Consider the following 24,663-nt stretch of genomic DNA (forward strand, 5'->3'; position numbering starts at 1 on the left):
GGGACGGAAAAGGCTGCAGCGAGAACGAGCGTAGAGATCCATGCGGCCTTGTCTCTTAGGATCAGTTTGAGAAGAAGTCGACAGTACATTTGGAAGCACCTACGTTCCTCAAAGAATCGTTAGATTAAAAGTAACAGACCGGATGAAGATACGTGCGACGGGGGCGAGGCGAATGGCTGAGCGGTATCGATACGCTGGTTCAACGGTATTATATTGACCACATAGATTTTTAACTTGCATTTCTACCCGCCCTTTTCGTAGAGTCGCCGATACGTGCTTAGCGCACCCTCGGCGCGTCCGGCAGGCTTTGCGAAATGGGATCCAGGAGACTTCGGCGCAGCATCATCTTGCGGAATGCTTCTAATGAGCCTCCCATCCTTCAAAAACAGAATCTCATCGCACAGCCTATCGACCGAATCCAAGATGTGGGATGACATGATGATGCACGTACCAGAATCGGCCAGCTTCCTGAGAATCTCGGAATGCAAGTCCACCCTGCTGGGGTCGAGCGCGTTCATGGGCTCATCTAATAGAAGGTACCGCGCGCCCGTCGCATACGCAATCGCCAGGGTAAGCTGCTGCTTCATGCCCTGGCTCAGAGTGCGGATCCTCATCTTCGCGAACTCGCCTATCTGCGTTTGTTCCACTATCTCTTCGATATCGCGAGCATGCGGCCACATATCGCAAACCATCTTGAGGTGATCTTCCGCACGCAATCCGGGATACAGCAGCGTCCCCTCACCAGGTGCATAGAAGATCATAGAACGGACCTCTCTCGCACCCGTACCCTGCACCTCATCCAGAACGATGCTCCCGTCCACGCGAGGACCCGGCAAACCTGCCATCGCACGCAGCAACGTCGTCTTTCCATGCCCGTTCGGAGCGACGAGACCGTAGACCGTACCCGGGGCAAACTCAGCGTTCACCGAATCTACGAGCACCTTCTTTCCATAAGAGATCGTCAGCGTTTGAAGGTCAATCATCGAGATCATCCCCTTTCGATCTTTGGAACACTCAGGCGCACCATCAACGGAGATACGGCGCCCAAGACCACCAGCAGAGCGCCCGATGCGCCGACGACCTCTCCAAAAGGCATCGCGTTCGTCCCTCGCCCAAGGAACCCAATCGTCCCCACCTGGGAAGCGGGATCAAACGAGGCGAATGGAGCCAGCAGCGCGACGCCCATGCCCACGCTTTCAACATGAGCGCTCAACGAACCCAACACCAAGAGAACCGCGCAAACCATTCCGGTGACAACGGGGTTGCGGCTAATCGCTGCTGTCAACGCAGCGACGACGGAAATCACGCCGTATGCCATGACCAGCAACGGAATACTGCACAACACCGCCTCCCCCACCGTGGACGTTGTCGAAGCTCCCGCCCGAATGAGAGCGACGGGATACTCCGATCCACCCGCACCGTTCTTAATCACGGACACAACGACAGCGGGAACCATCGACACCAAAAGCAGCACCAAGCCAAGCAGGAGAGCCAGCGCAACAGCCGTCAGAAAACGCACATGCGCTGTTGCGGGGATCTGGAGAACCAGAAGGGAACGACACTGCAGGTGGGTGCACGCGAGCGATGTGACAACCACGGGCAACAGCAAAAATAAGGAGGGAAGCGCTGCCTGGAGATACGAAAGGAGGATTAATGGGGGCATCTTCGTACTTAACTCGTAAACCTTGGGGTCCGGCAAGCTCGCGATCGACTCAAGCAGAAGGGCGCGCGCCTCCGCACGAGAAGGAGTCTCCGGCTCGATTCCGATCGATTGCAGGAGAGTCGCATCTGCCGCGCCCAGCTCACCTCGAGCGCGCTCGTACGTCGCAAGGCTTCGAAACCCCTCCGCAGGCATAGGCGCGTACACGAAACCCGAAAGAGCATCCCGCATGTCTTCCAGGGCCGCTTTGCCCTCGACGTCCATATTCGCAGCGTTCTGCTCTAGATACCGATCTATTGAACGGAGCTCTCCATCCCTATACCGAACAGCGGAAACGTTATCAGCGTCAGGAAACATCTCGACCAGAGCCGGGGCCAGCATCGTCGTCGACATTGCAATCGCGCATACGGCGAGGGTAGGAGAACGCAGGAGCAGTTTCCCCATCGTTCTTACGTATGCAACGGCGAAGGCACAAGCGCTCGAACGAGTTGCCGTTCTCGATGCAGTGAAGGAACCTCTCTCAAGACAAATCGGGGATATCGGGCACGCGCAGCCGCTCTTTCCAGCAACGCAAAGCAGGCTAATTGCCAGCACCTCGATCCCGATTGCGCATACGAGGGCAATCGCGCCACGCTCGAAGCAAAGTCCAGGCAGATTCACTATCTGCGTTGTCGGGTACGGGCTATAGGCGCCGACGGTCAACTCAGTGTTCGCATACGTAAGGGGATTCAACAGGGCGAACTCACGTAAAGCGATGGATCTTCCGTAATACCCGGGAACCATCGTCACCCCCATCAGGGCACATACGAACACGATTCCAAGCGTAGGGTTATTGGCAATCTTCACGGCAAGGTGAACGACAAGCGAGATGAACGCTGCCACCAAGAATTGCAAGATGGCCGTCTGCGCGAACACCAGCCAAGCCGGTTTGATAACCGGAGTCGCATATTGAATGTAGCCTATCGGATAGAACGGCGAGCCCGGGCCATTCTTCACAAGCGCGGCGATTATCCCTGGAAGATTGATGGCGAGGACGGCAAGCATTGCAAAAACACTCGCCCATACGCTCGATGCAACAAGTCTACCCAGCTCGCCCATCGGTGCCTGGATGATGAGCTTTTCACGTTTGTTAAGACGCGCGGCAAGGAACGAGACGGCAACGGCCGTTGCGACCCATAGCAAGTACTCCTTCGATCCGTCATAATAGGTGTACTCTCCATCCGATATCTGCAGAAACGGAAGTAGGGGAGAGAGCGGTGCCAAGATAAGACGTCCCGCGGCAAGAGGGTACAGAAGCGCGGGCATGCTTGATGAAGAGGTACAGACACCGTCCTCCCCCGCATTCACAAGCGCATCCGCATAGGATGCTGACAATTCCTGCTCAACACGGGTTATTCCCGACTCGAGGTATTCGACCCGTCCGTCGATGCCAGCCGCGCTCCTGAAGACGGGCAGAGCACAAAGAACCATCAACGCAACAACGACAACACAGAGCGACCTGGAGGAGAGAAGCGACCTAAAGATCGCCTTCGAGATTTTGAGCATATTCATCGCCAACCTTAACCTCATCCAGTCGGAACAGAAGGGCCGAACAAAATGCTCGGCCCTTATTACTTGCCGGCAAAGTCAATTTAACATAAACTGTTAAAAAGTAACCTGAGTTTTTTAAATTCTTCGGAGGTTATTATGAGTTCCGACAATCGCACTCCCCGGCTTCATTCCTTCCGCATCGCATGTGCGATAGCCTCTGCGACCCTTTGCGCCACCGCCATCGCACAAGTGGCGTTCTCCTTAAAGCCAGCAATCGAAGTGCTCGACAACCCTGTAATTGCAGACTCCCCCGCGTATCCAGCCCTTGCGATCTCGACATTGATCCCTGCCGTCATCGGTATCGCTACGACCATCCTCAGCGCCGTTCTCGTGTGGACGATCAAGAGCGGAGACCCCTTCAAGAAAGGGTCTGCGACATGCTTGAAGGTGCTCGGCATTCTCTTCGTTGTTCAAGCTGCCACCAGCCTCTACGCCGGCTCACTCAAAACCTCCGTTTCGATGTTTGGCGGCGAGGGGGCCGTCGGCGCCCAAGAGATCGCTTCATCATTCGATTGGACCTCTCTGGTTCTCGGCATCGTCCTGTTCATGCTTTCCCAGCTCTTCTTGTACGCCCGAGAGCTGTACCTCGACTCCGACGAGATTGCGTAAGGAAACGCCATGCCCGTAATTGTTCGCCTCGACAAGATCATGGCCGAGCGAAAGATTTCCTCGAACGAACTTGCCGAAAGGATTGGAACCACGCCCGTGAACCTGTCCCGTATTAAAAAAGGGCATATTCGCGGCATTCGCTTCAACACACTCGAGCAGCTATGCCTCGCCCTTCGTTGCCAACCCGGAGACCTTCTCGAAGTCATGAGCGAAGAGGATGCCCGAAAGGAGTTCGGACTCGATTGGTCCGCCGAGGATTAGAGGGCGGTCGTACTCGCCCTGCACACGGGGATGCGAATCGGCGAGGTCTGCGGCCTTCGGTGGTGCGATGTGGATTTCGAGACGGGCCTGATCTCGATCAGACACTCGGTGGCGTACGCGAAGGGAATGGGTTCGTTCATCAAGGACACCAAGACCCATGACGCCAGGGGTATCCCCATCGACCCGGTCGGCCTACTCCCCTTCCTGAAGGAGACCCACGAGATCGACTGCGGAAAGCTGCGCTTGCGCGGCCTTACCGGGGCGGTCGAGATCGGGGACTGCTACATCCTGTCGGAGCCGGGCGCGACCTTCGCGACGACAAGCTATATCCGCAGGGCGTTCAAGACGTTCTCGGAGACCAACGGCCTCATGGGCACCAACGATGAGCTGATCACGTTCCACGGCCTTCGCCACACGTTCGCAACGCAGTGGATCCGCCAAGGCGGCGATATCAAGGCGCTCCAATCGATCCTCGGCCACAAGGACGCCATGGCGACGCTCAACGTCTACGCCGACATCGAGCCCATCTCCAAAATCCATAACATGCTGCGCGCCACGCCGTGCCTTTGGCGCGGGCACCTCGGGCCGAGGGTCGATCCGGGTCCAATGTTCCAACAGAGGATCCAGGAGTCCATCGAGACGCTCCAGGCGTTCGGCTACGGCATCACCGAGCCGGACGACCGAAATATCGCCATACGCGACGTGAAGACGAACAGTTGGCTCTAGCTCACCGAGTACGCGGCAGTGCTGGGCCCATCCCAACTGAGGTCACGGTGGTCCGATAGGGGCGCCGCCCGCGGCATGCGCCGCGGAGCGGTATCCCCTACCGAAGGGCGGGGATGCCCTCCGCTTCCAGTTCGGAATCAGCCGTCGGAGGCGTTCGGCTGACTGCGGGAACGGCCTGTCCGCTCAATGTGTTCGGCTGAGATCGGAAATCAACCCAACACGAGCCGGACACGCGCCAGACGGCTCTTCCCCGTGCGGCCTTCCCCCTTACGCTCATGTTGCAGGCATGTAACGCCGCAGCGAGCGCGCCTTTTTTGCGCCAGACAGGTACAATGATGAACACTGTACCGTAGCGGAGCGCCCCGCGCGCGCCGCAATCACGCGAAAGGGTTTCCCATGGCCGAGATCTCGTCCTCCCGTATCGTCATCACCGTCCTTGGCAAGAACCGCCCCGGCATCGTCGCCGGCGTCACCCGCGTTCTGGGCGAGGCCAACGTCGACATCCGCGACATCACGCAGTCCATTATCGAGGACATCTTCACCATGACCATGCTGGCCGACACCGCCGAGTCCAAGCTCGACTTTGCCGAGCTGCAGAAGGCCCTGGCCGAGGCCGGCGAGCTTTCGGGCGTCAACGTGTCCATCCAGCGCGAGGACGTCTTTAACTTTATGTACCGCCTGTAGCGAACAGGCTGCGTGGAGACGGCCCAACGTGCGCCCAGGCGCAACGTCACCACATGGCCCGGAGAGGAGCGCACATGGCCTACGACGCCAAGAAAATCTACTACCGCTTCGACGACCACCTGAGCCGTCTGGTCTTGGATTACGAAGCAAGCCGCCAGATTTCGTCTGAGAGCGAAAACCTCTACCACGGCCTGCCGACCGACCCTTATGACGAGGGCCTGTTTGTTGAGCACAATGTCAAGCGCGGCCTGCGCAATGCCGACGGCTCGGGCGTGGTCGCGGGCCTCACTCGCATCTCGGATGTGCACGGCTACAACAAGGTCGACGGAAAGGTCGTGCCCGATCAGGGCAAGCTCACGCTTCGCGGCTACAGCATCGAGGATCTGGTCAACAATGCCCAGGCCGAGAATCGCTACGGCTACGAGGAAGTCGCCTATCTGCTTATCACGGGTTCGCTACCCAACAAGGAAGAGCTCGACGGCTTTTGCGAGCGCCTGGGCGCCTTTAGACATCTGAGCGACGAGTACGTCAAAGAGTTCCCTATGACCACGGTGTCGTCGAGCATCATGAACGTGCTCCAGCGCGCCGTGCTGCTGCTCTACGCCTTCGATGCCGAACCAGACGTGATCACGCCCGAGCACGAAATCGACGTCGCCATTTCCATGCTCGCACGTCTCCCGCGCATCGCCGCCTTCGCACACATGGCCTCGATCGCCAAGCTTCGCGGCTCCGAGGTTCACGTGCCGCACCCCACGCCCGGTCTCTCCACCGCCGAGACCATCCTACAGGTCCTGCGCGGCGGCATGGCATTCACCCGCGATGAGGCGATGCTGCTCGACGTTATGCTCATGCTGCATGCCGAGCACGGCGGCGGCAACAACTCCACCTTCGCCTGCCGCGTGCTGTCCTCTTCGGCAACCGACCCGTATTCCGCTTACGCCGCGGCTATCGGCTCGCTCAAGGGCCCGCGCCACGGCGGTGCCAATGCCAAGGTCGTGTCTATGCACGAGGACATCCGCGCGCATGTCTCCAACTGGGAGGACGAGGACGAGGTTGCAGCCTACCTGGGCAAGATTCTCGACAAGCAGGCCTTCGACGGCACGGGTCTCATCTACGGTATGGGCCACGCCGTCTACACGCTGAGCGACCCGCGTGCCGAGGTGTGCCGCCGTTACGCGCGCTCACTGGCAGCCAAGAAGGACTTGGGCGAAGAGTTCGCACTCATCGAGCGCATCGAGCGCCTGGCACCGCAGGTGATGCGCGACCACGGCATGACCAAGCCCATCTGCGCCAACATCGACCTGTACACAGGCTTTATCTACAAGATGCTCGGCGTGCCCGAAACGCTCTTTACGCCGCTATTCGCCGTCGCCCGCATGGCCGGCTGGTCGGCACACCGCATGGAAGAGCTCTTCTGCGCGCACCGTATCATCCGCCCCGCCTATCGTCCGGTGATCGAGCCGCTGGAGTACAAGCCGCTCGCCGACCGCTAGGACGCGGACCGTTATAGAACTCGAGCGTGGCCAGGGACCCAAGCCCTCGGCCACGCTTTTTATGCCAGTAGAAAGGACCGCATCAAATGATTGTGTTTTCCGATATGGATGGGACGCTGCTGACGAGCGATAAGCAAATGAGCGATGCCACCTGGGCGATGCTCGACGAGCTCGCACATCGTGGCATCGAGTTTGTTCCCTGCACGGGACGTCCACTGTCGGGCATCTTTGAGCCCATTCTCGCCCATCCCGCCGTGCACTACGCGGTCTGTGCCAACGGCGCCAGCGTCTGGCAGCTCGACGAGGATACGCCCACCGACGCCTCGCGCGCCACGTGCATCTTGAGCCGTCCGCTCGACCGTGGCATTGCCCACCGCATCCATCGCATTGCCGCCGGCCACGATGTGACCTTCGATATCTTCGCGGACGGGCAGTGCTTCCTCCCCCGCTCGCTCTACACGCGCCTGGACGAATTCTGCGGCGGCGACCCCCACATCGCGGCTTCGCTCAAGCGCACACGAACACCGATCGACATGAATATCGACAGCAAGATCGACGAGGTCGAGACGCTCGAACGCATCGCCATGTACTGGCACGACCCGGCCGATCGCGACGCCATCGCGGCGGAGCTCGACACGCTCGGAGGCATTGAGGTCACACGTTCGTACGCCATGAATATCGAGGTCATGGGCGAGGGCGCCACCAAGGGAACGGCCCTCACGTGGCTATGCGAGCACTTGGGCGAGCGTCTCGCCGACGCCTGGGCGTTCGGCGACAACATCAACGACATTCCCATGCTGCAGGCAGCAGGCCACGGCACGGCTATGATCAACGCCGAACCCGAGGACCGCGAGGCGGCCGACGCCATCACCGAATACGACAACGACCACGACGGCGTCGCCCGCACCATCATGGCCGCCCTCGCCTAGTCATTGGGGACGTTCTTAAATGGCTAGTCGCTGGTGGCACTCATTTAAGTCTGTCCCCAATGAGTGGTTTCACTTACTTAAGTCTGTCCCCAACTACCGGTCTAGCAGAGGCTCTCCAGCACGCGACGGAGCTCCTGCTGGACGGCGTGGTCGCGATTACAACCCACCACGCGATCGGCCACCGCCTTGAGCGCGGGGCGCGCGTTTCCCATCGCACAGCCCGTACCGACAAAGCGAATGATCTCGTAGTCGTTCATCGAGTCGCCAAACGCCATGACCTCGTCGCGTTCGACGCCATAGTGCTCCATGAGCTGTGCGATGCCCGAGGCCTTCGACACACCGGGCTGCATGGCATCGATCCACGCGTTGCCCGAAGGCGCAAAAGTAAAGAGCTGACCGAGTTCACGCTGCAGTACGTAAGCGCTGTCCATAACGGCACCGTCATCGCAAAAGATACTCGCCTTGATGATATTTACGCTGGGATCGGGCAGCTCCCAAATACGCTCGGCATTGGGAAGGTCCTTATCGACCTCACGCACGAACTTGCACTCGTCATCGAGCAAGAAGGACTTGGTTCGGTCAAAAAGCGCAAGATGCAGATTGGGAAACGTCGCGACGGCTTGGGCGAGCCTTCGAATCGCCAGGTGCGAATACACCTCACGGTCTACCATCTTGCCGTCGGCGAAGACCTGGGCACCGTTAGCGGCGACAAAGTCCATCTTGTCGCGAACGGGCGCAAAGAACTCGCACAGGCGATCGTAGCGACGACCTGACGATGCGGCGAAATGCACGCCATGCTCGCGTAGCGCCAGAATCAGTTCGTAGGTCTCGGGAGGCACCTGGCCGTTTTCGTCAAGCAACGTGCCGTCCATATCGGATGCAATCAGTTTAAACATAGAAAAGCTCCCTTCGGGCTTGTTGGAATCGAACGTGTATCCGATTCCAACGTACCCAAAGGGAGCTCAAATAAGACTCCGCGGGCGTAAACGTTACAAGGACCTGGCAAATAGCTCACACATGCCAGAGGTCTCACGGTCGCGGCGTCAGGCGACACGCCAAAGAGTGTCCCCAACGACTAGTCGTTTAAGAACGTCCCCGATGACTAGTCGGCGTAGGTGAAGGTTGTAACGTCGAACATGCCCTCGGGGCGGATGCGGAGCGTCGGGATCACCGGCAGGGGCAGGAAAATGATGCCCATGATGGGGTCGAGCGGCGGCTCAATACCCATGGCGCGCGCCTTGACCATAAAGTCGTCGTGCTGCGCGGCAACGTCCTCGGCCGTACCCTCGCTCATAAGGCCACCGAGCGCCAGCGGAATGCGCGCCACGACCTCGCCGTTGCGCACCAGCACGTGGCCGCCCTGGCCCACGGCCTCAACGGCAGCCATCATATCCGCCGCATTGTCGCCCACCACGCACACGTTATGCGAATCGTGGCCGATCGTGGAGGCAATGGCACCACCGGTGATGGTGAAACCGCGCACCCAACCGCGACCGATATGCTTGCCGACCAAGCCCAGACCGGCGGGGCCGTCGCCGTCGACACCCTCGACCTGCAACGACACGCCACGGCCATGGCGCTCAATCAGCATAATGCGGCGCAAGTCCTCGTCAGTCTCGGGGCGAATCATGCCCGTGATAGCCATGCCCGGGATCACATCGATAACGGCCTCGCCCGGCTTAAAGGCATAGTCGAACACATCGAGCGAAAGCTTCGGCAGCTTAACGGAGGCACGCAGCTCATCGGCAAGGGCCGCAACCTCGGCCATCTCGGGTGCAATCTCGCCCACAAAGGTGCCGTCCTGCGCCACCAGGGCACCGGCGGCATATACGCGATGCGGAGCCGTGGCAAACGTCAGATCATTGAGCACCAGCAGGTCGGCACGCTTGCCCGGGGCAATCGCACCGCGTAGCTCGTACGGGTCGCGGCAGCCGTGATCCAGGCCAAACGCCTCGGCCGTGGAGAGGGACGCCATAGAGATGGCAACCACGGGGTCAATGCCGGCCTCGATAGCCACACGGCAGGCGTTGTCGATCATACCGGTCGAAAGCGCGTCGGAGGGAGCACGGTCGTCGGTCGCAAAGCAGCAGCGGCGGGCACGGGCGGGGTTTTCCAGCAGCATCGGCGACAAGTTGGCCAGGTCATGGCTGCACGTACCCTCGCGCAGCATCACATACATGCCGCGGGACAGCTTGTCGAGTGCCTCCTCGGGAATCGTCGACTCGTGGTCGGCGATAATGCCCGCCGCGGCATAGGCGTTGAGGTCCTTTCCGGCAACGAGCGGCGCGTGGCCGTCAACCTGCTTGGACGGCGTCTGGTTGGCAGCATCGATGCGAGCACAGGTCTCGGGGTCGCCCATAAAGACGCCCGGCAGGTTCATCATCTCACCCAGACCGAAGACATCGCCCGGATACTCGGCAAAAAACGCCTGCATATCGGCGGCGGTAATGACGGCACCGGCCTGCTCATCGGGCAGCGCGGGCACGCACGAGGGCATCATGTACTTGATGGAAATGGGCGCGCGACGGCCGTCCTCGATCATAAAGCGCAGGCCGTCCAGGCCGGAAACGTTGGCAATCTCGTGGCTGTCGGCAATGGCAGTGGTGGTGCCGCGCGTCGCCGCCATGCGCGCATACTCAGCAGGGCGGATGTTCGAAGATTCGATATGCAAGTGCCCGTCGATAAAACCGGGGGCAAGATAGCGGCCCTGGCAGTCGATGACTTCAGCCGCCTCGTAGGTGCCAGCAGCGTCATCGCGACCGTCGTAGAGCACGCCGACGATTACGCCATCCTTGACGGCAACGCTACCGGGCGCCACGCGCTGGCCATATACGTCGACAATCTGCGCATTGGTAAACAGCGTGTCGACGGGCACGCGACCCTCGGCAGCGTCGATCACAGACCTCATGACCTCAACGGACATACATACTCCTTTAACCGTAGAAAAAAGCTGCGGGGCGGACAGACCTTCACCGCAGCAAACCAATAGCCATTGTATGCCCAAACGATGGGTCAACAATACGCCTCTCCGCTTAACGGCACACGCCGCTTGGCGCAATGGAGACAGGTTGCTTTGCACCAATGACAAGGAGTGTCCCAAAGTGCCAACAACGGCAGCGCCGATATTTTGGCAACGCCAGCGAGCGGGCCGCATTTGAGGCAAGGTGACGCGAAACGAAAGGGCGCTGACCTTCTGGTCGCGCCCTTGAAGTTGAACGTCAGATTGTCCAAATGCGGCCCGCGCAGCGTCGGCCGGTCCGCCGTTCGTTAGAACGGCGGAACTAAATCAACTTGAAGCCCTTGCGCTTGCCCACGGAGAGGGTGTCGCCCAGCTTGAGCGCGCTGGGGTCGATGTTGTAGCTCTTGGGAGCCACGGCCTCGCCATTAATCTTGACGCCGCCGCCGTCGATATCGCGACGGGCCTGGCCGGCGCTGGCCGAAAGTCCCAGATCCTTGAGCAGGCCGGCGAGGTAGATCTGACCCTCGTCGTTGACGGTCAGCTCGACATGCTTCTCGGGGAAGTCGGCGAGCTGGCCTTCCTTGAACACGCGGTCGAACTCGGCCTGAGCCTCGTCGCCGGCACCGGCGCCGTGGTAGGTGTCGCACAGGTCGCGGCCCAGGGCACGCTTGAGCTCATAGGGGTCGGCAGAGCCATCGGCCAAAGCGGCGTCGATCTTGTCGACCTCGGCCGGGGTGAGCGAGCTGGCCAGACGATAGTACTTGCCGATCATCTCGTCGGGGATGGACATGGTCTTGCCGAACATATCCTTGGGGGCGTCGGTCAGGCCGATGTAGTTGCCATAGGACTTGGACATCTTACGAACGCCATCGGTGCCCTCGAGCAGCGGCATGGTGAGCGCGATCTGGGGCTCCATGCCCATCTTCTCCATGAGCTCGCGGCCGGCGAGCAGGTTGAAGAGCTGATCGGTGCCACCCATCTCCACGTCGGCCTTGATCTGCACAGAGTCGAAGGCCTGCATCACGGGATACAGGAACTCATGCAGGGCGATCGGCGTCTGAGACTGGTAGCGCTTGGTAAAGTCGTCGCGCTCAAGGATGCGGGCAACGGTGAACTTGGAGCACACCTGCAGCAGACCGGCCAGATCCATCGACAGAATCCAGTCACCGTTGTGCACGATGGTGGTCTTCTCGGGGTCCAGGATCTTCATGGCCTGGCTCACGTAGGTCTCGGCATTGGCCTCGATCTGCTCCTGCGAAAGCTGCGGGCGGGTGGAGTTCTTGCCCGAGGGGTCGCCGATCAGCGCGGTGCCGTTGCCGATGATAAGGGTGACGTTGTGGCCCAGGTCCTGGAACTGGCGCATCTTGCGCAGCGGCACGGCATGGCCCAGGTGCAGGTCGGGGCTGGTGGGGTCGACGCCGAGCTTGATGTTGAGGGGCTCGCCCTTCTCAAGCTTCTTACGAAGGTCGGCCTCGGGGACGATCTTCGCAGCGCCCGAGGTGATGATACGCATTTGCTCGTCAACAGACAGCATTGGGTATCCTCCTTTTGCTATAGCACCCTCACCGGATACGGCGGTGCTGGAAGTCCATAAACTCTCATATGATAACAAACTGACGCGACGCGGCACCTACGACAGGAAAATCCTCGTCCTGCCGCACGCGTCAACGGCGACCGGCAGACGTGTACCGTCACGCTCGACCAGATAGCGTACCTGCCGACGACGCAAGCAGTCGCGGCAACGGACCTGTCCCGTCGCATCGGTAGCGCAGACGCCCTCGGCGGTCAGCAGGCAGTGCTCGCACACCATAAGCTCGGGACGATCGGCGTCGACCGGACCCCAGACGCCGGGTTCAGCAGCCAGTTCGGCAATACGCTCCGCATCATTGCCGAGCAACTCGGCCGGCAAGTACACCCGCCCCGCACCGAGTTCGCGCAGCCAGGCAAGCGTGGCCCGATTCGCGCAGAACACCGGCGCCGCCACGTCAAACGTCACGCCCAGCTCGCGGGCCATCGCCACTTGTCCCAGATTGCGGCAGACGACGCGCCCGGCACGCTGCATAAGCGCCCGAGTCCGCTCGGCGTCGCCCGCGCGGCACACTTCGTCGAGCACCACCGTTGTATCGGACAGATCTCGCTCATCGCGCGGACCCACATCCATCAGCTCCCAGGCAAAGACCATACGAGCAAAATCCTCGCGCTTTGCCGGCCCCGCCGACCCCGCCAACTCCGTCGACGCACCGCCATCCACCGCAGCGCCCTCAAAGGGCAGCACCTCAACGGCACGCGCAACGGGCGCAATCGCATCCGCCTCGGCCCGCATGCGCTCCAACACCGCCGCCGTCTGATCCAACACGCCGGCGCTGCGAATCAGATAGACCTCGCAGCCCGCGTCCACCTTACGTTTGCAATGCACGACGATGCGCTCCCCCGCAGCGGCATCCACGGGGCAAGGCACCTGTGGCCAGCGCTTGGGCACATCGGGACGCGCGTCGGCACCCGGGTAAAATCGTATTTCGAGCGTATCGCCCGCCGCCACGGCGGCATCAAGCTCAACCGTCACCTCTTCGTGACCCACCGCCACCAAGTGGCCCACGCGCACGCCCTGGTTGATCGCGCGCTCAAAGCTCATGAGCTCGGCACCCGAACGACCCCGCAGGTAAGCATCGGTAAACCCACGGTTAAACGACCTTCCCAGCTCGCGTTCAAGCTCTTCCACGGCACCGGAGTCCCACGCGCCGTCGCACAGCATATCGAGTGCCCGACGCCACACCCTCACCACGTTGAATACGTAATCGGGATTCTTCATGCGTCCCTCGATCTTGAGCGATGCCACGCCGGTGGCAACAAGCTCGGGCAGGTGCGCGATACCCAGATAGTCACGCGGACAAAGCAGGCGGTCTCCCTCGACGGCAACAACACTCTGCCCCGCCTCGTCCACTAGGTCGTACGCCAGACGGCACGGCTGCGTGCAGTCGCCGCGCATCGCCGAGCGCCCACGCCGCAAGGCCGAGAACTCGCACGCCCCCGAATAGCCGATGCAAATCGCACCGTGGCAGAATACCTCGATGGGCACGCCCGTGGCACATAGCGCCGCAATCTCGTCGACCGTCAGCTCGCGTGCCGTCGTCACGCGCTCGACCCCCAGCTCATCGGCGGCAAGCCGCACGGCACCCTCGCTATGAGCGCCCGCCTGCGTGGACAGGTGAATCTCGACCCCGGGAATCGCCGCGCGCAGCGCGCAGGCCAACCCGGCATCGGCGACAATCAGAGCATCGGCGCCCAGCTCCAGTGCATGAGCTCCCAACGCCACCGCGTCGGACAACTCATCGTCAAACACGAACACGTTGAGCGTTACGTACACACGCACGCCATGGGCATGCGCCACGGCGCAGCCGCGCGCAAACTCGTTATCCGTAAAGCCATGGGCGCTCACACGGGCGTTAAAGCCGCCCAACCCCGCATAGATGGCATCGGCACCCGCGGCGATGGCCGCAAGCATCTGGTCGAGTCCGCCCGCCGGCGCCAGCAGCTCGGGCAGCGCCGCACCGGCAGCATCCAATCCAGTCTCGTATTGTCCGCTCGGCCCCATCGTCCGAATCGCCATCGACAAACTCCTTACCAAGGTATGCATTCACTCTGAAAAATGCCGTCTTCCAGCATACACGAGGCCTCGCGCGCCCCGTTTGGTTTATCGTGTAATAACTTATGTCCATCCTGCCCCGACGGCACATCCACCGTCCGGCACGACATACCTGGAGGTCAATATATGGGTCCTCGCCAACGACAGGGACGCAGCCGTTCAAAGACGCATGCTCTGCCCATAATCCTGCTCTCGTTTTTGGGCTTTCTGCTGATTGCGGGCGTGGCATTTGGCATCGGCATGGTCGGCAACGTCAACCGCTGGCTGTCCGATCTGCCCGACTACACCGACGCCAACGCGTATCTGGTGAGCGAGCCCACCGAGATCGTCGACTGCAACGGCAACAAGATCGCGAGCTTCTACACGCAAAACCGCAAGTCTATCACCAAGGACGAGGTCTCCCCCTACGTGCTGCAGGGCACCGTTGACGTCGAGGACGAGCGCTTCTACGAGCACGGCGGTATCGACCTGTGGGGTATCGCGCGTGCTGCGGTGGCAACCCTCGGTGGCGGGCACGAAGGCGCCTCGACTATCACCCAGCAGCTTGTGCGCAACACCATCCTGCAGGAGGAGCAGTTCGACTCGACCATTGAGCGTAAGGTGCGCGAGGCCTACATCGCCATCAAGATGGAGGACATGTACTCCAAAGACGAGATCCTCATGATGTACCTCAACACCATCTATTACGGCCACGGCGCCTACGGCATCGAGGCCGCAGCCGAGACCTATCTGTCCAAGAGCGCCGCCGACCTCACCCTCAGCGAGGCCGCGCTGCTCATCGGCCTTCCCAACTCGCCTTCGCAGTACGACCCCACGGTCAACCCCGATCTGGCACTGTCTCGCCGCAACAAGGTTCTCGACAACATGCTGCGCCTGGGCCACATCACCCAGGAGGAGCACGATGCCGCACAGGCCGAGCCCATCACCCTCAACGTGACCGAAATCTCGGGCAGCGGCGTCGACGTATACTCGCAGCCCTACTTTGTCTCCTACGTCAAGCAGCTACTGGAGCAGGAGTTCTCGACCGACGTGCTCTTTAAGGGCGGCCTGACCGTCAAGACCACCATCGACCCCACGATGCAGCAGGTGGCAGAGAATGCCGTCCGCGAGCAGCTCGACACGCTCTCGCTTGACGGCCTGGACATGGGCATGGTCGTCGTCGACCCCAAGACCGGCTACATCAAGTGCATGGTGGGCGGCTACGACTACAACGCCGACGAGAACCACGTAAACCATGCCACGGCCAAGCGTCCCGTCGGCTCCACCTTTAAGGCCTTTACGCTGGCAACTGCCATCCAAAACGGCATGAACCCCAACGTCACCCTCAACTGCAACTCGCCGCTCAAGGCCAAGGGCACCACAACCGAGGTACAAAACTACGCCAACCAGAGCTATGGCAACATCACGCTCAAGCAGGCGACGGCATACTCCTCCAACACCGGCTACATCCAGGTGGCGGAAGCCGTCGGCAACAGCAAGATCATCTCGCTCGTCAAAAAGCTCGGCATCGACCCCGCCAAGGACAACATCGAGGACGTTCCCGTCATGACCCTCGGCACCGGCTCGATCTCGCCGCTCGAGATGGCCGCCGCCTACGCGACGTTTGCCAACGGCGGCTACTATCGCCAGCCGATCGCCATCACCGAGATTGACTCTCGTACCGGTTCGGTGCTGTACCAGCACACCGACAATCCCTCACAGGTGCTTACCGAGGGCGAGGCCGCCGCGGTCACCGATGTTCTGTCCGGCGTCATGAAGGGCAGCGGTACGGGTGCTGCCGGCGCCCTGAGTGTCAACCAGCCCTATGCCGGCAAGACGGGCACCACCGACAACACCACCAACCTGTGGTTCTGCGGCTATACCCCGCAGCTGGCATGCGCCCTGTGGACCGGCTATTCCGCGGGCGAGATCCCCATCCAAAAGTACGGCACGGACCTGCTGGGAGACAGCACCAACCTGCCTGTCTTTAAGCGGTTTATGAACACCGTTCTGACCGGTACCGAGCGCGAGGAGTTTGCGACCGGAACGGCGCCCACCTACAAGAACAACAGCGTCTGGAAGTTCTACGGCACCAACAACACCAAGAAGTCGGAGAACGACGACAAGGACAAGGACGAAGAGGAAGAGGAAGAGGAAACCACCACAACGACTACCACGACGACCACGACCACCGAGACCACGGGCGGCGACACCACCGGCGGCACCGGTACGACCGGTGGCTCGACGGGCGGCTCCACTGGTGGTTCGACCGGCGGCGATGGCGGCACGCCTACGCCTACGCCCACTCCCGACCCCTCGCCCACGCCTGACGATACGGTCGGCTAAGAAGTACGCGACTAAAGCCAACAAGGCCCCGAGCAGCTTATTGAACTGCTCGGGGCCTTTTAGTTTGAAGCGACCTGGTGGGCGGTCTTTATACCGGCAAACAAAAAGAGGTACCGACCAACGTCGATACCCCTTACAAGCCACTATGTCAGCGCACACAATGCCGAGCGCACGACCCGCACACCTACTTGCGAGAATTGCTCAACTTATTGATCAGCGCCTCGAGACGCTCGCCGTCCTCGGCCGTCTGGGCAATAACCAAAATCGTATCGTTGCCGGCAAGCGAGCCAAGCACATCGGGCAACTCTGCCGCATCAACGGCGGCGGCGATGCCGGAAGCCGTGCCAGGCTGAGCCTTGATCATAACCAGATTATCGGTACGCAGAACGCCCGTTACGAGCTCGGAAACCATACGCTGCAGGTGCAAGTCCTCTGCCAGAACATAGATGCCCTCAGGGAGCTTACGCAGCCCCATGTCGGCAATATCGCGAGAGACAGTCGCCTGCGTGCAATCAAAGCCCATAGCACGGAGCTCATCGACCAGCACGCGCTGCGTGCGGACATCCTTATTGCGCACAATATCTCTAATGGCATCTTGGCGCCCATTGCGTTTTTTAGCCATACAAACCCTCTCTCCAAAAGATGGCGGAGACAATCAATCAGTGATTGAATAGTTTAACGCTATTTGAAGGCTTTTGTGTATAAGAACGCATTTCGAAACAATTCTATGCAAGTTTGTTTCGTAATGAGCCGTTTAGGCGGTTTTTGCGCCCGTCCGGTTAAGAAAAGCTGCCAGATGCGTACACATCACGCAGCGCGCGGGCTTAGCGCTGGCGATCGGCCCAAACAACAGACCGAGCCCCCGATGGTTATCCTTGAGCGCGGCGACCATCTGACGGGTTCGAGGCGCCTCGAGCATATCACGCATGCGGGCGGAACGCTCGATTGACGACACTCCATGCGGGCTCAGACACAAATTCTCGATGCAGGCGACCAGTCCGGCAAAGTAGAACTTTTGGCTTGCCAGCTTGACCCGACCACCGCTATCTGCTTCCGAGAGTGAGTCCGCAAGCTCGTCGAGCGCCCGGGTGTCATCGGATACCTTGGCATACATGGTGGGATCAAAGGCATCTGTAAGCTTAGGCGCCGCCGCGTGGAAACAAGCGTCGCCGCAGCCGGAGACGCGCTGTGCCTGCGAGAGCGCATATGCCATAAACTCAACCGTACGGTGCGCCTTGCCGTGCGACAGGCATGCCTCAAACAGCGGACGGCTATACATCACGCCAGAGGTCTGAACGACTAGGCCGCCTAAAATCAACTGGGGCAGCCCGGCCACCATCGAAGACTTGTCTTCAATAGCAATAGAAGCAGCATCCAAGACGCGCGAATGGCGCTCTCGATGTGCATCATAGCGGTCGAGCGACACCGTAGGGAACACTATGTCTGCCGCAGTATCGCACGCGATATCGACCATCTTGGAAAGGGATTGCGGAGCAAACCACTCATCGGCGTTCATAGCGATGATTTGAGAGCCGCGCGAGGCAGCAAAACCGGCACGAAGACAAGCACCGCGCTTCGCGTCCTCGACGTCAATCAAATCAATATGGATGTCCCTGTCGGCAGCAACTTGAAGCGAATGGCGCACACCGGACGCAGCATCGCGGCAGACAACGACAATCTGCAAATCGTAGAGGTCTTGGTTCTGGATACTCTCGAGCGCACGCATCGCATAGCTGGGCGAACCTTCTACCACAAGGATCACCGAAAGTCGCGGATGCGAGCCACGTCGAACCAAATTATCCGTCCTCTCGACAGCAATGAATCAAACCGTGGTTCATGGTACACCCCGGCAATAAAAGCAATGAGACACCGGTTGCATTGCACGCCAAGAACAGATGTTGCACACGCGCAGCCCACAGATGACAGGTGTCGACGCACGACACGTCGAGCCCTCCCCTAGTCGAGCACGACAAGCTCGGCGGGATCGTAATCCACTGCCATAAACGTAAGGCCGCAGGCAGGAGCCGTGGGGCCCGCAGCGGTACGGTCGCAAGCATCGATAACCTCGCGCATCCACTCGGGTTCACGGCGATGCATGCCAATCTCGACAAGCGTGCCCACGATCGTACGGACCATCGAATGCAGAAACGCATTGCCCTCGATGGTGAACGTCAGGATGTCCTCGCCAAACGCAACCTCATGGCCAAATTCGGCACGCATCACGCAGCGATGCGTGGGCTTGCCAACGGCCGAAGCGACCTTGCAAAAGCTTTTAAAGTCCTGCTCGCCCAGCAGTGCGGGGCAGGCAGCAGACATAGCCTCAACATCCAAGGGATAGCGATGCCACCACACGGCACCGCGGGACAGCACAGGGCGCGCATCTCGATCGGCAATGCGGTATGTATACGTACGGGAACGCGCGTCAAAACGCGCAGAAAAGCCTTTACGGGCCTTGTAGACCTCGTTAATGGCGATATCTTTGGGCAGCAGGGCATCCATAGCCCGCAGCCACCTACGGCGCGTACAAGCGAGCTCAGCGTCCGTTACGGGCACGCTGATGTACTGAGCCACGGCATGCACGCCGGCATCGGTACGCCCCGCGCACGTCAGATCGATCGGGCGGCGAAGCAGCGTCTCGATGGCTCGACGTAGCTCACCCGCAACCGTCGTCTGTCCCGGCTGCTCGGCAAATCCGCTATACGACGAGCCATCATAGGCCACGCGAAATACGAGCGTGGCGTCAAGCTCGGAAATCGAATTGGAATCAGACGGCGCAGTCATGGGCGCTCCCAACAAACAAGCAACGGTATCGCGACAAAAAAAGAGGGGTACGCGAACGTACCCCTCGAATATAGCCTATGCAGACGGAATGTCTACTCAGCGGTCTCCTCAGCAGGAGCCTCCTCGGCAGCGGTCTCCTCGACAGCCTCGACCTTCTTGGGAGCAGCGGCCTTCTTGGGGGCCGGAGCAGCCTTCTTGGCCTTAGGCGTGCAAGGCTCGGTGACGAGCTCCATGATAACGATGGGAGCGTTGTCGCCCTTACGGTTACCGAGCTTCATGATGCGGGTGTAACCGCCGTTGCGGTCCTGCCACATGCCCTGAGCAGCCTTGTCGAAAATCTCGGCAACGAGCTGCTTATCGCCGAGCTTGGCGATAGCCAGACGACGAGAGTGCAGGTCGCCCTTCTTGGCCCAAGTGATGATCGGGTCGACGACCGAACGCAGCGCCTTAGCACGGGTCTCGGTGGTCTTGATGCGGTCGTTCTCGAAGAGGGCCTTAGCAAGGCTCTTCTTCATGGCCTTGGTGTGGCTCGCATCGGTGCCGAGCTTCAGGCCCTTCTTAACGTTGTGACGCATGGTCTAGTTTCTCCTCAAATATGCGAAGCATTAAGCCTTCAGGCTCAGGCCCATGGACTCAAGCTTGTCCTTCACTTCCTCGATCGACTTAACACCGAAGTTACGGATGTTGAGCAGATCGTTCTCCGAGAACTCAACGAGTTGACGGACCGAGTGAATGCTGGCGCGCTTAAGGCAGTTGTAAGAACGGACGGAAAGGTCCAGATCCTCGATCTGCTTGTCCAGCTCGGCGTTGTCGTTGGTGACCTCGGGAGCGAAGATCGAAGCCTCCTCCTCAACCTCGGGGGTCTCGGCAAGGTTCATAAAGGCGGCCATATGCTGATTGATGATATTGGCAGCCTGGACCACGGCGTCGCGCGGGGCGATGGAGCCGTTGGTCTCGATCTCGAGGACAAGGCGGTCGTAGTCGGTGTGCTGACCGACACGGCAAGCCTCAACGAGCTTGGCGCAACGGGAAACCGGCGAGTACAGCGAGTCGACGTGGATCACACCGATGGGATCGTTGTCGCGCTTGTTGGCCTCGCCAGAGACATAGCCGCGGCCATAGCCGATGCGCATGCTCATGGTGAGATGGCCACCCTCGGTGAGCGTAGCGATGTGCTGCTCGGGGTTGACCAGCTCAAACTCGGACGGAATAAAGAAGTCCGCACCGGTGACCTCGCAGGGGCCGTCAACCGAGATGGTGGCGGTCGCCTCGTCGGTCGTGCCGAGAGCCCTGAAGACAAGACCCTTGACATTCAGGACGATGTCGGTGACATCCTCGACCATGTTAGGGATGGTCATGAACTCGTGCTGCGCACCATCGATCTGAATAGCCTCGACGGCGGCACCCTCGAGCGAGGACAGAAGAACGCGACGAAGGGAGTTACCCAGCGTATCGCCGTAACCACGCTCGAGCGGCTCGACGGAGACACGAGCAGACGTCTCGTTGATCTCTTCGACCTGAACCTGAGGCCTAATGAATTCTGACATGTATTACCTCCAGCCTCAGCAGCCCGGATGGACTACTTAGAGTAGAGCTCGACGATGAGCTGCTCGTTGATATCACCGCTGATCTGCTCACGCGTCGGCAGAGCGAGCACGTTACCAGACAGCTTCTCGATATCGACCTCGAGCCAGCCAGGGACCTCAAAGCGCTCGGAGGAAATCAGGGCCTCCTTGATGGGGAGGAGGTCACGGAACTTCTCGCCGACAGCGACGACGTCGCCGGCCTTGACGCGGTAGGACGGGATGTCCACGCGCTTGCCGTTCACGGTGAAGTGACCGTGACGGACGGACTGACGAGCCTCTTTGCGGGTACGGGCGAAGCCAAGACGGAAGACGACGTTGTCGAGGCGAGACTCAAGGATGATCATGAGGTTCTCACCGGTGACGCCGTTCATCTTGCGGGCCTTGTTGAAGTAGCCGTGGAACTGCTTCTCCAGAACGCCATAGATGAACTTGACCTTCTGCTTCTCGCGCAGCTGCATGCCGTACTCAGATTCCTTGCGACGGCGCTTGGGCTGACGGATAGATTCCTTCTTGCTGCTGTAACCGAGCTCAGCGGGATCGATCCCGAGCTGACGGCAGCGCTTAAGAACAGGAGTCCTGTCGATTGCCATATTGATACGATCCTTTCAGTTACACGCGGCGACGCTTCTTGGGGCGGCAGCCGTTGTGCGGAATGGGGGTCTTGTCCTGGATGCTCGAGACCTCGAGGCCAGCAGCCTGGAGGGAGCGGATGGCGGTCTCACGACCGGAGCCGGGGCCCTTGACGAAGACGGAAACCTTCTTCATGCCGTGCTCCATGGCCTGCTTGGCAGCAGCCTCGGCAGCCATCTGGGCAGCGAACGGCGTGGACTTACGGGAGCCCTTGAAGCCCACCTGGCCAGCCGACTTCCAGGAAATGACGTTGCCCTGGGGATCGGTGATCGAAACGATCGTGTTGTTGAACGTAGAACGAATGTGAGCCTGGCCCACGGAAATGTTCTTACGGTCCGCGCGCTTCAGACGGGCAGCGCGAACGTTCTTCTTAGCAGTAGCCATCTATCTAGCGCTCCTTATTTCTTCTTCTTAGCACCGATCTGACGCTTCGGGCCCTTGCGGGTACGAGCGTTAGTGTGGGTGCGCTGGCCGCGGACCGGGAGGCCCTTGCGGTGACGAAGGCCGCGGTTGCAGCCGATGTCCATAAGGCGCTTGACGTTCTGGTTGCGCTCACGGCGGAGGTCGCCCTCAACCATGATCTGGTTCTTATCGATATAATCGCGGATGGCGTTAACCTCATCCTCGGTGAGGTCCTTAACGCGCGTATCCACGTTAACGTTGCACTCGACGCAGATCTTCGTCGCAGTGGTGCGGCCGATGCCGTAAATGTAGGTCAGACCGATCTCAACGCGCTTCTCACGCGGGAGGTCGACACCATTAATACGGGCCAACGTAGTCTCCTCTCTTAACCCTGACGCTGCTTATGACGGGGGTTCTCGCAAATAACGAGGACCTTGCCATGGCGCCTAATGATTTTGCACTTATCGCACATCTTCTTGACCGAAGGACGTACCTTCATCGTTCTTCCTTTCGGTAGCGCTCAAACTACTTCCCTACTATCTACTCGCCCAGCCGCAGGCGTTTAAAACTATGGCTGGTCTTCACACACAATCCGACCGTAGGTTGAGCTAAGCCTGCAGTCGGAAATGGAGTGCGTGTATGCGTGCCGCTATTTGTAGCGATAGGTGATGCGGCCGCGGGTCAGGTCGTACGGGGAAAGCTCCACGACAACCCTGTCACCGGGGAGAATACGGATGTAATTCATTCGGATCTTGCCAGAAATGTTGCACAGAACCGAATGACCGTTCTCGAGCTCGACCTTAAACATGGCGTTGGGCAGCGGTTCCTTTACCGTACCCTCGAGCTCAATTGCGTCTTCCTTCTTCACAAGCAATCATCTTTCTCTAGAAAACGACAGCGATTGAGTATTCTACAACACGTATGCACGCATCGTAATAACTTCGTAATGGCTCCACAACTAAATGAAACTTGTTACATTTCTCCGCCTTGGAGCGAACACCAAGCACCTTGCGCGTCGGTGGTGAGAATCACCGGACCGTCATTGGTAATGGCGACGGTGTTCTCGTAGTGCGCGGCGGGCAGGTGGTCGTTGGTCGTAACAATCCAACCGTCGGAGCCCGTGCTCACATGGTTGGAACCCATCGTAACCATCGGCTCGATGGCAATGACCATGCCAGCCTGGAGGCGAACGCCCCTCCCCTTCTTTCCATAGTTAGGAACGTTGGGGTCCTCGTGCATCACGCGGCCAATGCCATGGCCCACATAGTCGCGAAGCACGCCGTAACCGTGAGACTCAGCGAGGGACTGAACGGCATAACCGACGTCCCCGATATGGTTACCGGGAACAGCCTGCTCGATGGCAGCCTTAAGGCAATCGCGCGTAACCTCGCACAGGGCCTTGGCCTCGGGCGTGGGTGTGCCGACAAAAAACGTCCAAGCGTTATCGCCGACCCAACCGTCGACAACGGCTCCCGTATCGATGGAAATGATATCGCCATCGCGCAGGATCATGTCGGGGTTGGGAATGCCGTGGACCACGGCATCGTTAATCGATGCGCAAATGGTACCGGGAAACCCGCCGTAACCCTTAAAGGCCGGGGTGCCGCCATGCATACGGATAATCTGCTCCGCGAGCTGATCGAGCTCAAAGGTCGAAACACCAGGGCGCACCATGGCTCCAACGTGGCGGAGCGCCATCTTAGATAGCGCTCCTGCCTTCTTCATCTGCTCGATTTGCGTTGCAGACTTAATCTTGATCATAGACCGAGAGCCTCTTTGACATCCCCGTACACGGTCTCGCGAGCCTGGTCACCGTTGACCGACTTGAGCAGACCCTGGCCACGATAGTAGTCGACGAGCGGGCTCGTGGACTTCTCGTAGACGTCGAGACGGTTCTTGATGGTCTCGGGCTTGTCGTCGTCGCGCTGATACATCTCGCCACCGCACTTGGGACAGGTAGCATCGGCAGCAGTGCCGGTGTAACCGCAGGCGCGGCAGGTGCGACGCGAAGACAGACGATCGATAATGACCTCGGGGGCCACATCGACCAGAAGGGCGCAATCGATCTCGCGACCCATGGCGGAGAGCTCGGAATCGAGCGTCACAGCCTGGGCGGTGTTGCGCGGGAAGCCGTCGAGAATGAAGCCCTGCTGGGCGTCATCGGCGGCAAGGCGCTCCTTGACAAGGTCGATCACGAGCTGGTCGGGAACGAGCTCGCCAGCGTCCATGTACTTCTTAGCCTGAATACCAAGCTCGGTGCCGCCCTTGACGGCAGCACGCAGCAGGTCGCCCGTGGAAATGTGGGCGACGCCAAACTCGGCGACGAGCTCCTGTGCGACGGTGCCCTTACCGGCACCCGGAGCTCCGAGCAATACGAGGTTCATG

25 protein-coding genes are annotated in these 24,663 nt (G+C 60.0%); 7 read left to right on the forward strand and 18 right to left on the reverse strand.

Translation table 11 applies throughout. The annotated features are described in order from the left end of the window. Positions 1-242: 242 nt before the first annotated feature. The gene (locus DW754_RS02255) at positions 243-983 is read right to left on the reverse strand and encodes an ATP-binding cassette domain-containing protein (RefSeq protein ID WP_117769450.1); all 741 of its coding nucleotides are present in this window, start codon (positions 981-983) and stop codon (positions 243-245) included. 5 nt (positions 984-988) lie between these two features. Further along, positions 989-3,211 carry a hypothetical protein gene (locus tag DW754_RS02260; protein WP_117833472.1) on the reverse strand — a complete coding sequence of 741 codons (2,223 nt, stop codon included), beginning with the start codon at positions 3,209-3,211 and terminating at the stop codon, positions 989-991. Between the two features lie 135 nt (positions 3,212-3,346). On the opposite strand from DW754_RS02260, the gene DW754_RS02265 reads away from it, so the two are divergent. The 6 genes from DW754_RS02265 to DW754_RS02290 all read left to right on the forward strand — a co-directional run bounded on the left by DW754_RS02265 (position 3,347) and on the right by DW754_RS02290 (position 7,952). Next, positions 3,347-3,859 (forward strand): DUF2975 domain-containing protein, encoded by a 513-nt coding sequence (locus tag DW754_RS02265; protein WP_117758840.1) that lies wholly within the window; start codon positions 3,347-3,349, stop codon positions 3,857-3,859. Between the two features lie 9 nt (positions 3,860-3,868). Next, the gene (locus tag DW754_RS02270; RefSeq protein ID WP_006235292.1) at positions 3,869-4,120 is read left to right on the forward strand and encodes a helix-turn-helix transcriptional regulator; all 252 of its coding nucleotides are present in this window, start codon (positions 3,869-3,871) and stop codon (positions 4,118-4,120) included. A gap of 18 nt (positions 4,121-4,138) precedes the next feature. Then, positions 4,139-4,846, forward strand: a complete 708-nt coding sequence (locus tag DW754_RS02275; protein ID WP_255360342.1) for a site-specific integrase — start codon at positions 4,139-4,141, stop codon at positions 4,844-4,846. 396 nt (positions 4,847-5,242) lie between these two features. Continuing rightward, on the forward strand, positions 5,243-5,530 hold the full coding sequence (locus tag DW754_RS02280) for an ACT domain-containing protein (RefSeq protein WP_006235289.1): 288 nt from the start codon (positions 5,243-5,245) through the stop codon (positions 5,528-5,530). Between the two features lie 74 nt (positions 5,531-5,604). Then, positions 5,605-7,023 carry a citrate synthase gene (locus DW754_RS02285; RefSeq protein ID WP_117630075.1) on the forward strand — a complete coding sequence of 473 codons (1,419 nt, stop codon included), beginning with the start codon at positions 5,605-5,607 and terminating at the stop codon, positions 7,021-7,023. Between the two features lie 86 nt (positions 7,024-7,109). Continuing rightward, complete coding sequence (locus DW754_RS02290) at positions 7,110-7,952, forward strand: Cof-type HAD-IIB family hydrolase (RefSeq protein WP_117758839.1); 843 nt, start codon at positions 7,110-7,112, stop codon at positions 7,950-7,952. A 101-nt stretch (positions 7,953-8,053) separates the two neighbouring features. Here the strand turns inward: DW754_RS02290 and DW754_RS02295 are convergent, their stop codons facing one another. From DW754_RS02295 to DW754_RS02310, 4 genes are all read right to left on the reverse strand, one after another. Then, a complete protein-coding gene (locus DW754_RS02295; RefSeq protein ID WP_117758838.1) occupies positions 8,054-8,848 on the reverse strand; it encodes a Cof-type HAD-IIB family hydrolase in 795 nt (264 codons plus the stop codon). Between the two features lie 206 nt (positions 8,849-9,054). Next, positions 9,055-10,875: an adenine deaminase gene (locus DW754_RS02300; protein ID WP_117630078.1), complete on the reverse strand. Its 1,821-nt coding sequence runs from the start codon at positions 10,873-10,875 to the stop codon at positions 9,055-9,057. Between the two features lie 358 nt (positions 10,876-11,233). Next, on the reverse strand, positions 11,234-12,445 hold the full coding sequence (tyrS, locus tag DW754_RS02305; RefSeq protein ID WP_117758837.1) for a tyrosine--tRNA ligase: 1,212 nt from the start codon (positions 12,443-12,445) through the stop codon (positions 11,234-11,236). A 96-nt stretch (positions 12,446-12,541) separates the two neighbouring features. Beyond that, a complete protein-coding gene (locus tag DW754_RS02310) occupies positions 12,542-14,518 on the reverse strand; it encodes a U32 family peptidase (RefSeq protein ID WP_158561625.1) in 1,977 nt (658 codons plus the stop codon). Between the two features lie 162 nt (positions 14,519-14,680). On the opposite strand from DW754_RS02310, the gene DW754_RS02315 reads away from it, so the two are divergent. After that, positions 14,681-16,879, forward strand: coding sequence for a transglycosylase domain-containing protein (locus tag DW754_RS02315; protein ID WP_117583036.1), 2,199 nt, complete (start codon positions 14,681-14,683; stop codon positions 16,877-16,879). Between the two features lie 184 nt (positions 16,880-17,063). Here the strand turns inward: DW754_RS02315 and DW754_RS02320 are convergent, their stop codons facing one another. The 12 genes from DW754_RS02320 to DW754_RS02375 form a co-directional block, all read right to left on the reverse strand. Continuing rightward, a complete protein-coding gene (locus DW754_RS02320; RefSeq protein WP_006235280.1) occupies positions 17,064-17,501 on the reverse strand; it encodes an arginine repressor in 438 nt (145 codons plus the stop codon). A gap of 132 nt (positions 17,502-17,633) precedes the next feature. Beyond that, positions 17,634-18,632: a glycosyltransferase gene (locus tag DW754_RS02325; protein WP_147336376.1), complete on the reverse strand. Its 999-nt coding sequence runs from the start codon at positions 18,630-18,632 to the stop codon at positions 17,634-17,636. A gap of 203 nt (positions 18,633-18,835) precedes the next feature. Then, positions 18,836-19,660, reverse strand: coding sequence for a tRNA pseudouridine(38-40) synthase TruA (truA, locus tag DW754_RS02330; protein ID WP_117758834.1), 825 nt, complete (start codon positions 19,658-19,660; stop codon positions 18,836-18,838). A 92-nt stretch (positions 19,661-19,752) separates the two neighbouring features. Then, complete coding sequence (gene rplQ / locus DW754_RS02335) at positions 19,753-20,235, reverse strand: 50S ribosomal protein L17 (protein WP_089573564.1); 483 nt, start codon at positions 20,233-20,235, stop codon at positions 19,753-19,755. Positions 20,236-20,265: 30 nt separating this feature from the next. After that, positions 20,266-21,207, reverse strand: a complete 942-nt coding sequence (locus DW754_RS02340; protein WP_006235276.1) for a DNA-directed RNA polymerase subunit alpha — start codon at positions 21,205-21,207, stop codon at positions 20,266-20,268. Positions 21,208-21,239: 32 nt separating this feature from the next. Beyond that, positions 21,240-21,836 (reverse strand): 30S ribosomal protein S4, encoded by a 597-nt coding sequence (gene rpsD / locus DW754_RS02345; RefSeq protein ID WP_006235275.1) that lies wholly within the window; start codon positions 21,834-21,836, stop codon positions 21,240-21,242. 19 nt (positions 21,837-21,855) lie between these two features. Beyond that, positions 21,856-22,260: a 30S ribosomal protein S11 gene (gene rpsK, locus DW754_RS02350; protein WP_006235274.1), complete on the reverse strand. Its 405-nt coding sequence runs from the start codon at positions 22,258-22,260 to the stop codon at positions 21,856-21,858. 14 nt (positions 22,261-22,274) lie between these two features. Continuing rightward, positions 22,275-22,649: a 30S ribosomal protein S13 gene (gene rpsM, locus DW754_RS02355; protein WP_022094275.1), complete on the reverse strand. Its 375-nt coding sequence runs from the start codon at positions 22,647-22,649 to the stop codon at positions 22,275-22,277. Between the two features lie 14 nt (positions 22,650-22,663). After that, positions 22,664-22,777, reverse strand: a complete 114-nt coding sequence (rpmJ, locus tag DW754_RS02360) for a 50S ribosomal protein L36 (RefSeq protein WP_006363204.1) — start codon at positions 22,775-22,777, stop codon at positions 22,664-22,666. A gap of 150 nt (positions 22,778-22,927) precedes the next feature. Continuing rightward, positions 22,928-23,146 carry a translation initiation factor IF-1 gene (gene infA / locus DW754_RS02365; RefSeq protein ID WP_035137443.1) on the reverse strand — a complete coding sequence of 73 codons (219 nt, stop codon included), beginning with the start codon at positions 23,144-23,146 and terminating at the stop codon, positions 22,928-22,930. A gap of 104 nt (positions 23,147-23,250) precedes the next feature. Then, positions 23,251-24,039 (reverse strand): type I methionyl aminopeptidase, encoded by a 789-nt coding sequence (map, locus tag DW754_RS02370; protein ID WP_006235270.1) that lies wholly within the window; start codon positions 24,037-24,039, stop codon positions 23,251-23,253. After that, entirely contained in the window at positions 24,036-24,662 is a 627-nt protein-coding gene (locus tag DW754_RS02375) for an adenylate kinase (protein ID WP_006235269.1), read from the reverse strand. The genes map and DW754_RS02375 overlap by 4 nt, the downstream gene beginning before the upstream one ends. Between the last annotated feature and the right edge of the window lies 1 nt (position 24,663).

This window comes from Collinsella sp. AM29-10AC, from assembly GCF_003469085.1.
In the GTDB taxonomy this organism is placed as follows: Bacteria; Actinomycetota; Coriobacteriia; order Coriobacteriales; family Coriobacteriaceae; genus Collinsella.